We start from the raw sequence: 13,193 nt of genomic DNA on the forward strand, positions 1-13,193 counted from the left end.
ACCCACCAGTGGAACACCCAACGGCAGCGAGGCCCGGCGCTCCGGCACGCCCTCAGCCCGAAAAACCGCCGAAACCGGAATCAGATCATCCAACCAGGCAGATCGGTGGATCAAGGCTAAGCTCCGCTGGAGCATCCAGGTGCTGCCACTCAAGGCGCAGAAAGGTCCATCCCTCCTCGGCCAGAGAGTTCTCGCGGGAGCGCTCCGCCAGCAGTGCCTGGTCTGTTGGCCCGTAGTCGCTGTACTTGGACCTGCCGTCAAACTCGATGATCACGCGACGGGCGGGGTCGGCAAAGTCCGCCCTGAACAGCCCCGACCTCGTTGACAGCTCATACTGGCTCGAAGCCGTCCACCCCGAACGTGTGCAGGAGCAGCCGAGTCCGGGATTCTTCGGCTGATTCCGAGCGACCATCCAACACGTCCAGCACCCCCGCGGCCCGCCGGCTCCCCCGTTTGACCGGGCTGTCCTCAAGCATCCGCCGCATCTTTGCGAGGTCCGCGCCTTTCCGCAGCGCGTCGTCCCCGATCACGGCGGCCGCGTCCGGCCGGAGGATCCTAACGCAGTCCAGCACAGTGCGTTCCAGACTGGTCACCTGCATGTCCCGGCCGTCTGCAGTCCGCAGCATGATTGGATCCGACGGGTCCAGCGGAAGGCGGGGAGTCCGGACGTCCGTCCCGGTGCTGGTGGCGGAGTTCGAGTAGCTCGTGGTGACGTGCACCAGCGGCCCGCATTTCCAGACCTGGCATAAGTGCAGCCGCGCCGCGCTGGTGTGGCTGTAGCAGGCCGTCCCTCCCGTGGATTCGTAGTGCGCCTGGATCCGGAGGCTGTCCCGTTCCCAGGGCTTGATCTGGTTCCAGTGCGAACCTTTGACGTATGCCCCGCGCCGGACCCGGATCAGAGCCCCGGCCCGCACCGCTGCCGTCAGGGTCCGGTCATCCACACCCGCTGCCGCCAACTGCTTCGTCGAGGCGACAGGTGCCCCCGGCCACAGTGACTCGATCGCCCGGCCTAATTCCCCACTTTTCATACTCCAAGGGTGCCTACGTTCGCACCCTGCCAAAAAAGGACGGCGTCCCGTATGTGGAAAAGGGTTGGCCCTCCGGCCGGACCGGCCCTGGCCCGCACCACCGTCGCTGCCCCGGGCCGGTTGTGCGGGGCTCGGCGGGGTCCGGGCCGCGTGTGCGGGGCCCGGCCGGTCGTGCGGGGCCCGCGGGGCCGGGCGGGGCGCGGCGGGGCCGGGGGATGCCGTCAGGCCGCGAGGAACCTCTCGTACCGTTCGGCGGCCCTTTTGAAGGAAGCCAGGGTGGCCGGGCCCAGCGGCTTGGCATCGTCGAAGGGAACAGGCACGACGGCGGCGGCCCGCCCGCTCCCCTGCCTCCCCCACGTCCCAATCACCTCGCCCCCGGCCACGATGGCCTTCTTGAACACTCCGTTGCCGCCCGGAACGATCTTCTGCGCGTGCTCCGGCGGCAGCACGAGGCTCCGGTCCGTGTAGCCGAGGACGAATTCATCGAACCCCGGCAGGGCAAGGACTGTTCGCTGCCCCGGAACGCCGTCGTCGAGCAGCGCCGCAGTCTCCGGCGAGAGCCAGTAGCCCGTTCCGCCAAATTCCAGTTCCACGAGCTCTCCGCTGACCGAGGCCAAAGCGGCACGGGCTTCCGTGAGCGTGGTGTTGGACCACCATGCGAAGTCCCGCACCGTCGCCGGCCCGTGGCTGCGCAGATACCGGAGCAGCAGCTCCGCGATGCCTTCCTCACGGCCGAGGTCCCGGGACGTGGTGATCCACTCGTCGAACGCCACGAACTTCTGCTGGTTCCCGTCCAGCGGCCCGGGCACCAGCGACGCACTCTGGCACAGCAGCCCCAGCAAGTGGATGCCGCGCTGCCCTGTGGGAGGCTGGCCGGCAGCGTCGAAGGCCGCAAACAGCTCGCCCCGCGTGGCGCCGTGCCCTCCGGAAACCAGGTCCAGCGCGACCTTCCGGCAGGCTTCAACGTCGCTGCCGGTTATCTCCAGCTGGCGGTGACGGCTGGACATGCCCTGGACGAGCCGTGCGGTGGTGATGTTCAGGATCCAGCGAAGATCCTCCGGCGCCAGCAGGTGGAGGGTGCCGCGCATTGGCCACGATCGCGCCACGGTCCCCGAGTCCAGGGCTGCCCGTACTTCGCTCAGCCCGGCGTCCGGAACGCGCAGGCCAACCGCCCACAGCGCCGACTGCAGGTCCTGCGCCTGCATGGCCGTCATCGAGCGGACCGCCTCCGGCACGCTGGAAAACCCGTCCCCCAGCAGTCCCTGCGACGCCATCCTCAAGCGGCCCATGACTTTCGACGTGATGCGGGTCTTCGTTGCTGCTCCCATGGCCCCATCCTAGGACCGACTGCCTGTCTGCGGACCGGTTTGGGGGGCTGCCCTTCTAGAGCTCGACGCCAATCAGCAGCGGCTCCGGGTGGAGTTCAATGCCAAAACGCCCGACGACGCCGGCGCGCACCTCGCGCGCGATCGCCACCATGTCCGCAGCACTGGCCGAGCCCCGGTTGGTGATGGCCAGGGTGTGCTTGGTGGACAGCGAGGCCCTGCCGCCGGAAACGCTGCCCTCTTCCAGGCCGAAGCCCTTGCCGAACCCGGCCTGGTCGATCAGCCACGCCGCGGAGAGCTTCACCAAGCCGTCCGAACCGGCGGGATACCGTGGCGCGTTCTCCGGCAGGCCGGCTGCCACGTCGGCGGGGACGATCGGGTTGGTGAAGAAAGAGCCGGTGGAGTACGTGTCGCGGTCGGCGGGGTCCAGCACCATGCCCTTGGACGCGCGCAGCCGGAGCACCTCGCGGCGGACGTCGTTGGAGTAGGCCCGCTGGCCCTGTTCGACACCGAGGACCCTGGCCAGCTCGGCGTAGCGGACAGGGGCGCTCATGCGGCCAAGCGGCAGCTGGAACTCGACCGTGAGCACCACGTAGCGCGGCGACCCGTGGACAGTGGTCTGCTTGAGGATGGAGTCCCTGTAGCCGAACTTGAGCTCGGAGTTGGTGAAGGTCTTCACGGCGTTGCGTTCCCGGTCCCAGGTGCGGACCGCTGCGATGGTATGCGACACGTCCGAACCGTATGCGCCTACATTCTGCACCGGGGTCGCACCGGTGGCCCCGGGAATGCCGGACAGCGCTTCGATCCCGGACCACGCGTGCAGCACCGCGTGCTGCACCAGGGCGTCCCAGCTGTGGCCTGCCTGGACCACCACGGCAACACCGGCGCAGGAGTCCTCGGCGGTAACCGTGAACCCTTTGGAGGCGATCCTGACCACCGTCCCGGGGAACCCGTCGTCGGAAATCAGCAGGTTGGAGCCGCCGCCGATAATCAGCAGCGGTTCCCCGGCCGCGTCCGCCGTCCGCACGGCTTCGATGATCTCCGTTTCCGTGCGTGCCTCGATGTAGTTGCCGGCGGGGCCGCCGACGGCAGCCGTGGTCAGATCGGAAAGCATTGTGGGAGTCACCCGTCCAGCTTAACCGGGATTGCCTCCGTGCCCGTTAACGGGCCTTCTGGCCAGCCCGGACACCCTGCCCGGACATCCGACCCGCCCGCCCGCAGCCCGTGCACCGAAGCCTAAGGAAGCTTGCGGGCCACCGGGGACAGCAGGAAGCTCACCACGAGCACGGCCATGACGGCCAGCAGGGAGTGCAGGATCCCCACGTGCTCGGCCAGCAGCCCCAGCAGCGGCGGACCGCAGAGGAACGCGCCGTAGCCGATGGTTGACACGACGGATACGCGGGCCGCCGCCTTGGCGGGGTCATCGGCCGCGGCGGACATGCCAACCGGGAATCCCAGCGACGCCCCGAGCCCCCAGACGGCCAGCGCGGCATAGGCCAGCCAGGGAACCGGCGCGAAGACGAACAGCGCCAGCCCTGCCACGGCCAGAGCGGAGCACCAGCGCATCACGGGAACCCGGCCGAACCGGTCCAGCACCACGGTGCCAGCAAACCGGCCGATGGTCATGAAGGTGACGAAGATCCCGTAGCCGGCGGCACCGGCGGCGTCGGACTGGTGGTGGCCGTCGGCGAGCGCCAGCGCCACCCAGTCCCCCGCCGCGCCCTCGGCCAGGGCAAGTCCCAGCACCATGACCCCCAGCAGCAGCGTCCGCTTGTCCCGCCAGGCCTGGGCGATCTTGCGCTTGTTGTCCAGCGGGGGCCCGCCGGTCTCTGCCCCGGCCCGGATGATGGGCAGCGGGCCGGTGGAGGGGTCCTCGAAGTTGTCGGGCCGGTACGTGGCGCGGGAGACGACGGGCGTGACGTCGGCGCGGAACCAGCCGGCCGCCGTCGTCACCGAAACTGCCACCACCACGCCGGCGGCAGCGAGATGCCAGAACACGGGCACGCCCGCACCTGCGGCCCAGGCCCCCAGCCCGGCGCCGGCCACGGTGCCCAGGCTGAACGAGCCGTGGAGGCGCGGCATGATGTGCCGGCCCACGGCCCGCTCCACGGCGGCGCCCTCCACATTGGAAGCGGTGTTCCAGCTCGCGGTCCCGAGGCCGATCACGGCCAGCCCGGCGGCAACCGCCAGCGGGCTGACCAGCACGGACGTGCCAAATCCCGCCAGGACCAGTCCAATGCCCACCATGACGCTGCCGGTGCGGATGGTCCGCTTGGAACCGAGCCGCAGCACAATCAGCCCCGAGGCGGAGACCGAGAGAAACGAGCCGGCGGTCATGCACAGCAGCAGCAGCCCGATGGTCCCCGGCGTGAGGTTGAGTCCGTCGCGGATCGCGGGCAGGCGGGAAACCCAGGAGGCGAAGGCGATGCCGCTGGCGCCGTAGGCCACCACCACCGCGTTGCGCCAGAGGGTGACCTCCCGCGCCTGAACGGCGGTGGAGCTCAAGGGCGGATCACGTTTCAGGCCACCTTGACGAGCGCCTGGGCCTTCATGAGGACTTTCTGCCCGTCAAAGACCACGGCGAGGTCCACGCGCGCGGTGCGCGCCTCGGCGTCGAGCGCCCCGATGGCGCCGCTGACCTCGATGACGGCGCCGGCAGCGCCGGTTCCGGTGGTGTCGGTCACCAGGACCGGTTTGGTGAAGCGGGTCTGGTAATCGACGACGGCGGCGGGGTCGCCTGCCCAGTCGGAGACGAGCTGCACGGCGGCGCCCATAGTGAACATGCCGTGCGCGATGACGCCCGGGAGCTCCACGCCGGTGGCGAAGGCTTCGTTCCAGTGGATGGGGTTGAAGTCACCGGACGCGCCGGCGTATTTGACGAGGTCCTGCCGGGTGACGTCGATGCTGCGGCTGCCGATGTCCTGGCCGACGCTCAGTTCTTCGAAAGTGGGGCTCATGGCTACTGTCCCTCTCCGCGGACCAGGATGGATGACTTGGTGGTGGACACGGGCTCGCGCCCGTCCGCGTCCGTAAGCGCGAAAATCTCGGCGCGGGTGGTGATCATGGCGCCGCCGCCCATGGCCCGGACGCCGTCGACGTGCAGCTCGGCCACCAGGCGGTCGCCGGCAAAGATGGGGCGGTGGTGGGTGAAGCGCTGGTCTGCATGGACGACGCGGGAGAAATCGATGCCCGCCTCCGGGTCCTCGATGAGCTGCGCGTCGGCACGCTGGGCAATGATGATCGCGAACGTGGGCGGTGCAACGAGGTCGCGGTGGCCCAGGCCCTGCGCGGCGTCGACGTCAAAATGGGCGGGGTGGGTGGCCTTGACCGCACGGGCAAACTCGCGGATTTTCTCGCGGCCGACGTCGTACACCTCTGCGGCAGGGTAGCTTCGGCCCTGCAGGTCCGGATTGATAGTCATGGCCTCAAGCCTACTGGGGGTCGCCGCGGACCACCCAGTTCGCGGCTACTTCCGGAGGTTCTTGCGGACCTGCTGGCCACGGACCACCAGCGCCACCACGTGCAGCACCAGACCGAGGCCGATCACGGGCAGCGACGCCACCATGAGCCCCTGGTTGTGCGCTGCATTCCCCGCGAGGTTAAGGATGATGCCTGCGGCGATCAGGCCCATCGCGCTGAAGACCAGGACTTTGTATGAGGCGGGCGCCGAGGCCCAGAATTCGTTCAGCACCGTGCCAGTTTACCGAGTTCCGGAGGCCGACCCGGCAGCGGCGGATGTGAGCACGGCGTCAGAACAGGGCTTCCTGCACCGCGGGGACCTCAGAGCTGAACTCCCCCGGCTCGATCAGCCGCGCCTTAAGCAGCCCCAGGTTCACCACGAAATCCAGCTCCGAGCCCTCGATGCCCGCCAGGCCGTGGCTGCCGCACAGCGCCCCGAGGGTGAAGCCGTGGCTGCCGCCGTCCATGCTGTGCGGATAGGCGTGCCGGGCCGCAGCCGCGACCAGCCCGGCGGCCTGCGCCGGCCGGACCCACTGCTCGTCCACGATGTCAAAGCCCCCGACGTCGAAGCCCCTGACGGCGGTACCCGCCAGCAGCGTCCTGACTTCTTCCGCCAGGCGGCGGTTCAGCTCGTCGAGCCGGCTGCCGGGCAGCGGGTCCGTCAGGGCGGCCGCCTTGGCGGCGGACCGGACCTGCTGGGCGAGTCCGGCTTCGCGGGTGACCATGTCCTCCAGGAGGCGCACCACGCGGCCGTCCTCGGCGAGCGCAACATACCGGGCAACCACGGCACCCTGCTCGGCCAGCCGGTTCCATTTCCGGGGCTGCGATGCGGTCCCGATTTTGCTGGCGCCGTGGGCGAATGTGGCCACGTAGAGCCAGTGCGGCTGCATGAGGTAGCTCCGCAGCCCTGGCGGCACGCGGCCGCCGCGGTGGAAATCGTGGATCAGCCGGGAGTCGTCCACCACGAAGCAGCGCTCGCACTGGCTGCCCCGCACCGCCGGGAACCGGTCCGGGCACGGCACATGCTCCCGCTCCGCCTCGGAGAAGACCTTGGTGTGCCCGAGGCAGTGCTTCCGGCTGTCCGCGACCCGGGAAGCCGAGCCGTGCACCGGCGTCGAGCCTGACCTCGCTGAACCCGTGGCCCGGCGAAAGCTGCTGGAGGCGCAAAACCGGGCTGCCGCCGTCGGACGTCCCGGAAGCGGCCGGCGGCCCATCCCAAAAGACCCCGTGCACCAGATAACGGGTATCGGTCACGGGGCCTCCTGAAGGTGGTGCCGGCTAGAGCGCCGGCTGCACGCCAAAGGCTACCGCGAGCTTCATGATCTTCTCGGCGCGGCCCAGGCGGGGCAGGTCGGAGCCGTCGCGGATGACACGGCCGTTGGCCTCGAAGTCGGCCATGAAGTCCGTGGCCCAGGCGACGTCCGACGGCGTGGGGCTGATGACCTCGTTGATGACGCTGGTCTGGTCGATGGCCAGGCAGAGCTTTCCGGTCATGCCCATCATCACCGTGATGCCCGTCTGCTCGCGCAGGATGGGGTGGTTGGTGCCGACGGTGGGGCCGTCGATGGGGCCCGGCAGGTTGCCGACGCGGCTGGCCACCACGAGCTTGGCGCGCGGGTAGGCCATCGCCTCGGGGGTGGCTGCCATGCCCGTGTCGCGGCGGAAGTCGCCGGAACCGAAGGCGAGCCGGAACGCGCCCTGCGCCTTGGCAATGTTGTTGGCTTCCTCGATGCCGACCGCGCTCTCGACGAGCGGGATGACGGGCGTCTTGCCGTCCATGCGGTGGAAGCTTTCGGTGACCTGGTCTGCGGATTCGGTCTTGGCCAGCATGATGCCGAGCAGTCCGGGCGTTCCGCGGAGGCCGGCGAGGTCATCGGCCCAGAACGGGCTGATGGCGTCGTTGATCCGGACCCAGGCCTGGCCGCCGGCGGTCAGCCAGTTCACCACGTTCTCGCGGGCTGTGTCCTTCTGTGAAGGGTCCACCGCGTCCTCGATGTCCAGAATGATGGAATCCGCGCGGGACACCGCCGACTGGTCGAAGAGCTCGGTTTTCATTGCGTTGACCAGCAGCCACGAACGGGCGATTTCGGCGGGGATGTTGCGTTCGTGTCGGGTGATCTCGGCGGTGGAGGAAGACGTCATATACCTACCGTATCGGGCCTGCACCTGCTAAGGCGAAGATGACCGGTCCCCGGCGGAGACCAATATGACCATATGCGGAATTCTACGGTGCGCGGGGCCGTTCCGGGTGCCGTCCGTCACGGGGATTCATCGGCCGAAACAGGGGGCCTCATGACCCTGCGTTGCGCGGTATTTCAGCGGATTTCCAAGGGTTTCATGCCGTGACCGGGCCGCTTTCCTGAGTCCGCCAAGTGCGCTTACATCGATCCATCGGCCGCTGCGGCGGCCGGCAGTGACCCTGGCAACAAGGCAGTAACCCTGGCAACAGAGCCAGCCAAGCAACCATCGAAGGAACCCCCATGAAACGACACCTGACCATCCTGAGTGCTGCGGCCGCCGTCGTCATCGCCCTGACGGTGTCCGGCTGCGGCGGCCCCTCGGTGGCCGGCACCGGCGCCCCGGGCGCCAACGAGGTCAAGGAACTCCGGTACCAGGGCTGGGCCAATACCGTGACCCTCCCCGAACTCGCCGAGGACCTCGGCTACCTGGGCGACGTGAAGCTGAACTGGGTGGGCAACACCATCAGCGGCCCGCAGGACATCCAGTCCGCGGCCACCGGCCAGACGGACTTCGGCGGCGCCTTCGCCGGTGCCGTGGTGAAGCTCATCGAAGCCGGGGCCCCGGTCAAGGCCGTCATCAACTACTACGGCGAGGACAGCAAGACCTTCAACGGCTACTACGTGAAGGAGGACAGCCCGATCCGGACGGCCCGGGACTTCATCGGCAAGAAGATCGCGGTCAACACGCTGGGAGCGCACTCCGAGGCCGTGATCAACACCTACCTCCGGAAGAACGGGCTCAGCGCGGACGAGATCAAGCAGGTCCAACTCGTGGTGGTTCCGCCCAACGACACCGAGGAAGCCATCCGCCGCGGCCAGGTGGATGCGGGCTCGCTGGGCAGCATCCTCCAGGACAAGGCTATCGCCAACGGAGGGCTGAGATCCGTCTTCAGCGACTTCGACCTGTTCGGCAGCTTTGCCGGCGGCCCTTACGTGCTCCGGGAAGATTTCATCGCCAAGAACCCCAACACCACCCGCACGTTCACCACGGCCGTGGCGAAGGCAATCGAGTGGGAACGCACCACGCCGCGCAAGGAAGTGATTGCCCGCTTCACCAAGATCCTGAAGGAGCGCGGCCGGAATGAGAACCCCGCCGCCCTGCAGTACTGGAAGAGCGTGGGCGTCCCCAGCAAGGGCGAAATCAAAGACGAGGACTTCACCCGCTGGAACGAATACCTGAAGTCCGTGGGCATCATCAAGTCCGATCTGGACCCCAAGAAGCTCTACACCAACGAATTCAACGGCCTCATTTCCAAGTAACCCGCCGCAAGCGACACCACAGTAAGGAAGAACAATGACCGCCATTACCGAAACCAGGCTCGAATTCGCCAAGCTGGGCTCCCGCATCGGGGCCGAAATCCGCGGACTGGACCTCAGCGGGGACCTGCCCGCGAGAACCGTCGCCCGGATCCGCGCGGCGCTCAACGAGCACAAGGCCCTCGTGTTCCGGGAGGCCAACATCCTCACCGACGAGGCGCAGGTGAAGTTCGCCAGGCACTTCGGACCGCTCACGAAGGCCCACCCCACGGTCGCCTCGGTGGAGGGCGAGGAAAACGTCCTGCCGGTGGACAGCGAGAACGGCTCCGCCAACAACTGGCACACCGACGTCACGTTCGTGGTCAACCCGCCGCAGGCCTCAACCCTGCGCAGCATCGACCTGCCGGCGTACGGCGGCGAAACGCTGATCGCGTCATCCGCTGCCGCGTACCGCGACCTGCCGGATGAACTGCGCAACTTCGCGGACACGCTCTGGGCGATCCACACCAACGACTACGACTACTCGGTGCCCAAGAACCTGGAACACCAGAATGCGGAGGAGCGGCGCAAGGAGTTCACGCGGCTCAAGTTCGAGACCGCCCACCCCGTGGTGCGCGTCCACCCGCTGACCGGCGAGCGCGGACTGTTCATTGGGGGCTTCGCGCAGCGCCTGCGGATCGTGGGCCTCTCCAACACCGAGTCCAGGGACATCATCCGGCTGCTGCAGGCCTACGTCACCCGGCCCGAGAACGTGGTGCGGGTCAACTGGGAGCCGAACCAGCTGGTGCTGTTCGACAACCGGATCACCCAGCACTACGCACCGGACAACTACGACGGCCAGCCGCGAAAGCTCAACCGAGTCACCATCGCCGGCGACATCCCCGTGAGCGTGGACGGCACGCCGAGCCAGGCGCTGAAGGGCGACTCGTCCACGTATTCGGAGGTCGCCCCGCTGAACTAGCCGGCCCCGCCCAGCCGGCCGCCCGCCGTCGGGCCTTGCCCCCGCCACGCTGGCGCCGCCCAACTAGCTCGCATTAGTTGTCGTTCTGAGCGCTCAAAACGACAACAACTGCGAGCTAGTTGGGTTTAAGGGATGTTGCTCCCCCGGGCCGTGACCCACAACCGGTACCACTCGGCCCGGGTCATGGTTTCGGCCACGCGGGCGGCTCCGGCGCAGGCCCGGATCCGGTCCGGGTTGGCCGTACCGATGACGGGCGCGATCCCCGCCGGATGCCGCATGAGCCATCCCAGCAGCACGGCTTCGGATGTGGTTCCCTTGTCCCGCGCCAGGTCCGACAGCAGTGCGGCGGTGGCGGCCTCGGCTGGCGTGGGCCGCTCGGGCGGATTCCCGGTGTAGTGCCCGCGTGCCAGTGCGCCGTAGGCCTGCAGGGTGATCCCCTGCCGGGCGCAGTATTCGATCGTGCCGTGCGGGAAGCCGTAATCCGCCGATTCCGGGTGGTTGACGAGCACCGAGCTCTCGAGCCAGGCCCGCTTCAGCAGGCTCATCTCCAGCTGGTTGGCCACCACCGGCGTTTCCAGGCTGTCCTGGAGGAACGCAATCTGCTCGCCTGACATGTTGGAGACGCCCAGTGCCCGCACCTTGCCTTCCGCCATGAGCTTCCCGACGGCGGCCGCCACCTCCGCCGGGTCCATCAGGGGATCCGGCCGGTGCAGCAGGAGGACGTCCACGTAGTCCGTGCGCAGGCGCTCGAGACTGCCGTTCACGCGCTCAATTATGGCGTCGCCGCTCAGATCGTAATGGGTCTCCAGCCCGCGCTCGTTGAGGCGGATGCCGCACTTGGTCTGGAGCCGGATGCGCTCGCGCAGTCCCGGCGTCGCCGCCAGCACCTCACCGAAGACGGCCTCGGACTTGCCCCTGCGGTAGATATCCGCGTGGTCGAACAGCGTGATGCCGGCGTCCAGCGCCGCGTCGACGGCGGCAGCGGCCTCCTCCACATGGTGGACGTCATGCGGTTCGTCGGACCATCCGCCGCCAAGACCCATGCAGCCGTAAATGAGCTCCTGCCCGGACGAGGGAACGCTGTGATCAATCATTGCTTCACTCTTTCACGAGTCGCGGCTGACGCACAGGTGGCGGCACCCCGGCCGGGCACCGCCACCTGTACTTGTTATTGGGTTATGTCAGCGCAGCCAGGCGGTGGTGTTGGCCGGCAGCTTGCCGTCTTCCAGCGGGGCGCTGCTGACCAGCACGGTCCCGGCGGGAAGCTCGACGGCGGTGTCGCCGAAGTTGGTCACCGACTGCCAGCCGCCGGGGCGGCTGAAGTGCAGGACCTCCGGGTTGCCGGTTTCGATCCATTCCAGCTCTTCCTCGGCCTGGAGTTCGCGGCGCAGCTTCAGGGCCGTGCGGTAGAGCTCGAGCGCGGAGCCCTCGGTGCCGTCCTGGGCCTCGACGGCGTACTTGCTGAACCAGTCCGGCTGCGGCAGGTGGGCCCCGCCGTCGCCGAAACCGAAGGAGGTCCCCTCAACCGACCAGGGCAGCGGCACGCGGCAGCCGTCACGGCCGACTTCCACGCCCTTGTTGCGGAAGAAGGACGGGTCCTGGCGCTCGGCGTCCGGGATGTCCGCGACTTCCTGGAGGCCCAGTTCCTCTCCCTGGTACAGGTAGGCGGAGCCGGGCACCGCGAGCATCAGCAGGGTGGCGGCGCGGGCGCGGCGCTCGCCGAGTGCCGCGTCCAGTTCCTCCTCGGGTCCGCCGGCCAGCAGCCAGTCCTTGCCGTCCTGGCCCTTGGCGTGCTTCTTGCCCTTGGCGGTCTTGGGCAGGCCGTAGCGCGTGGCGTGACGGACGACGTCGTGGTTGGAGAAGACCCACGTGGAGGATGCTCCGGTGGCGGCCGCCTCGGCGAGGTTGCGGGTGATGATCTCCCGGAACTCCTCGGCGTCGAAATCGGCCTGCAGAAGGTCGAAGTTGAACGCCTGGCCCAGGCCCTCCGGGCTCGCGTAGCGCGGTCGGCGGGTGGCGTGCACCCAGGCTTCGGCCACCGCGGTGCGCGGCGGGTTGTACTCGTTGAAGACCTCGCGCCATTCGGTGTAGACCTCGTGGACTTCGTCGCGGTCCCAGAACGGGTGCGTGCCGTCGTCGAAACCGTCGGTCCCGGTGTTGGCCGCGCTCAGTTCGAGCTTGGACAGCAGCGGCTCGGTGAGGTCCTTGGTCAGGGCGTGCGCCACGTCCACGCGGAAGCCGTCCACGCCGCGGTCGGACCAGAAGCGCAGGGTCTTGAGGAAGTCGTCGCGGATTTCCCGGTTGGCCCAGTTCAGGTCCGGCTGCTCCTTGGCGAAGATGTGCATGTACCACTGGCCGGGGGTGCCGTCCGGTTCGGTGATGCGCTCCCAGGCGGGTCCGCCGAAGACGGAGTCCCAGTCCGACGGCGGGAACTCGCCGTTGGGGCCCTTGCCGTCACGGAAGATGTAGCGGTCGCGCGCCGCGGAGCCCTTCGGGGACGCGAGGGCTTCCCTGAACCATTCGTGCCGGTCCGAGGAGTGGTTGGGGACGATGTCCGCGATCAGCTTGATGCCGGCGGCGTGCAGGGCCGCAGCCATCTCGTCGAAGTCATCCAGCGTGCCCAGCTTGGGGTCAACGTCGCGGTAGTCGTCCACGTCGTAGCCGCCGTCGGCGAGCGCCGACGGGTAGAACGGGCTGAGCCAGACGGCGTCGATCCCCAGCGATTTCAGGTACGGGACCTTGGCCGTGATGCCCTTGATGTCGCCCAGCCCGTCGCCGTTGGAGTCGGAGAAGCTGCGGGGGTAGATCTGGTAGACGGACGCCTGGCGCCACCAGTTCGGATCGGCCAGGCGGTCGGAATCGGACAGGGTTGCCAGCGTGGCAGTGGTGGACAAGGGATGATCCTTTTCTTGTGGTTGGGGTT

12 protein-coding genes and 1 pseudogene are annotated in these 13,193 nt (G+C 68.4%); 2 read left to right on the forward strand and 11 right to left on the reverse strand.

What is annotated here, in order from left to right; genetic code table 11:
- Positions 1-329: 329 nt before the first annotated feature.
- The 9 genes and pseudogenes from J7I89_RS05330 to J7I89_RS05370 all read right to left on the reverse strand — a co-directional run bounded on the left by J7I89_RS05330 (position 330) and on the right by J7I89_RS05370 (position 7,954).
- Positions 330-1,028, reverse strand: coding sequence for a type IV toxin-antitoxin system AbiEi family antitoxin domain-containing protein (locus J7I89_RS05330; RefSeq protein ID WP_214968026.1), 699 nt, complete (start codon positions 1,026-1,028; stop codon positions 330-332).
- Positions 1,029-1,249: 221 nt separating this feature from the next.
- The gene (locus tag J7I89_RS05335) at positions 1,250-2,356 is read right to left on the reverse strand and encodes a winged helix DNA-binding domain-containing protein (RefSeq protein WP_214968028.1); all 1,107 of its coding nucleotides are present in this window, start codon (positions 2,354-2,356) and stop codon (positions 1,250-1,252) included.
- A 55-nt stretch (positions 2,357-2,411) separates the two neighbouring features.
- Positions 2,412-3,479, reverse strand: a complete 1,068-nt coding sequence (locus J7I89_RS05340) for a UDP-N-acetylmuramate dehydrogenase (protein ID WP_214968030.1) — start codon at positions 3,477-3,479, stop codon at positions 2,412-2,414.
- 110 nt (positions 3,480-3,589) lie between these two features.
- Positions 3,590-4,858 carry a sugar MFS transporter gene (locus J7I89_RS05345; RefSeq protein ID WP_214968032.1) on the reverse strand — a complete coding sequence of 423 codons (1,269 nt, stop codon included), beginning with the start codon at positions 4,856-4,858 and terminating at the stop codon, positions 3,590-3,592.
- A gap of 14 nt (positions 4,859-4,872) precedes the next feature.
- Positions 4,873-5,310 carry a MaoC family dehydratase gene (locus J7I89_RS05350; RefSeq protein ID WP_214968034.1) on the reverse strand — a complete coding sequence of 146 codons (438 nt, stop codon included), beginning with the start codon at positions 5,308-5,310 and terminating at the stop codon, positions 4,873-4,875.
- Positions 5,311-5,312: 2 nt separating this feature from the next.
- Entirely contained in the window at positions 5,313-5,774 is a 462-nt protein-coding gene (locus J7I89_RS05355) for a MaoC family dehydratase N-terminal domain-containing protein (protein ID WP_214968035.1), read from the reverse strand.
- Between the two features lie 45 nt (positions 5,775-5,819).
- Entirely contained in the window at positions 5,820-6,044 is a 225-nt protein-coding gene (locus tag J7I89_RS05360; RefSeq protein ID WP_214968037.1) for a DUF3188 domain-containing protein, read from the reverse strand.
- 58 nt (positions 6,045-6,102) lie between these two features.
- A pseudogene (locus J7I89_RS05365) lies at positions 6,103-7,066 on the reverse strand (DUF2797 domain-containing protein).
- 24 nt (positions 7,067-7,090) lie between these two features.
- Positions 7,091-7,954 carry a CoA ester lyase gene (locus J7I89_RS05370; protein WP_214968039.1) on the reverse strand — a complete coding sequence of 288 codons (864 nt, stop codon included), beginning with the start codon at positions 7,952-7,954 and terminating at the stop codon, positions 7,091-7,093.
- Between the two features lie 338 nt (positions 7,955-8,292).
- On the opposite strand from J7I89_RS05370, the gene J7I89_RS05375 reads away from it, so the two are divergent.
- Together J7I89_RS05375 and J7I89_RS05380 are read left to right on the forward strand one after the other, a co-directional pair.
- On the forward strand, positions 8,293-9,312 hold the full coding sequence (locus J7I89_RS05375; RefSeq protein ID WP_214968041.1) for an ABC transporter substrate-binding protein: 1,020 nt from the start codon (positions 8,293-8,295) through the stop codon (positions 9,310-9,312).
- 34 nt (positions 9,313-9,346) lie between these two features.
- Positions 9,347-10,270 (forward strand): TauD/TfdA family dioxygenase, encoded by a 924-nt coding sequence (locus J7I89_RS05380; protein ID WP_214968043.1) that lies wholly within the window; start codon positions 9,347-9,349, stop codon positions 10,268-10,270.
- Positions 10,271-10,395: 125 nt separating this feature from the next.
- On the opposite strand, the gene J7I89_RS05385 is transcribed toward J7I89_RS05380, so the two are convergent.
- Together J7I89_RS05385 and J7I89_RS05390 are read right to left on the reverse strand one after the other, a co-directional pair.
- Positions 10,396-11,364 (reverse strand): aldo/keto reductase family oxidoreductase, encoded by a 969-nt coding sequence (locus J7I89_RS05385; protein ID WP_214968045.1) that lies wholly within the window; start codon positions 11,362-11,364, stop codon positions 10,396-10,398.
- Positions 11,365-11,451: 87 nt separating this feature from the next.
- Positions 11,452-13,164 (reverse strand): glycoside hydrolase family 13 protein, encoded by a 1,713-nt coding sequence (locus J7I89_RS05390; RefSeq protein WP_214968047.1) that lies wholly within the window; start codon positions 13,162-13,164, stop codon positions 11,452-11,454.
- Positions 13,165-13,193 lie beyond the last annotated feature (29 nt).

Source organism: Arthrobacter sp. ISL-5 (genome assembly GCF_018613835.1).
Lineage (GTDB): Bacteria > Actinomycetota > Actinomycetes > Actinomycetales > Micrococcaceae > Arthrobacter.

Coding starts and splice junctions, on each gene's coding strand:
- J7I89_RS05330 (WP_214968026.1), bottom strand. CDS start 1,028: ATGAAAAGTGGGGAATTAGGCCGGGCGATCGAGTCACTGTGGCCGGGG.
- J7I89_RS05335 (WP_214968028.1), bottom strand. CDS start 2,356: ATGGGAGCAGCAACGAAGACCCGCATCACGTCGAAAGTCATGGGCCGC.
- J7I89_RS05350 (WP_214968034.1), bottom strand. CDS start 5,310: ATGAGCCCCACTTTCGAAGAACTGAGCGTCGGCCAGGACATCGGCAGC.
- J7I89_RS05355 (WP_214968035.1), bottom strand. CDS start 5,774: ATGACTATCAATCCGGACCTGCAGGGCCGAAGCTACCCTGCCGCAGAG.
- J7I89_RS05370 (WP_214968039.1), bottom strand. CDS start 7,954: ATGACGTCTTCCTCCACCGCCGAGATCACCCGACACGAACGCAACATC.
- J7I89_RS05375 (WP_214968041.1), top strand. CDS start 8,293: ATGAAACGACACCTGACCATCCTGAGTGCTGCGGCCGCCGTCGTCATC.
- J7I89_RS05380 (WP_214968043.1), top strand. CDS start 9,347: ATGACCGCCATTACCGAAACCAGGCTCGAATTCGCCAAGCTGGGCTCC.
- J7I89_RS05385 (WP_214968045.1), bottom strand. CDS start 11,364: ATGATTGATCACAGCGTTCCCTCGTCCGGGCAGGAGCTCATTTACGGC.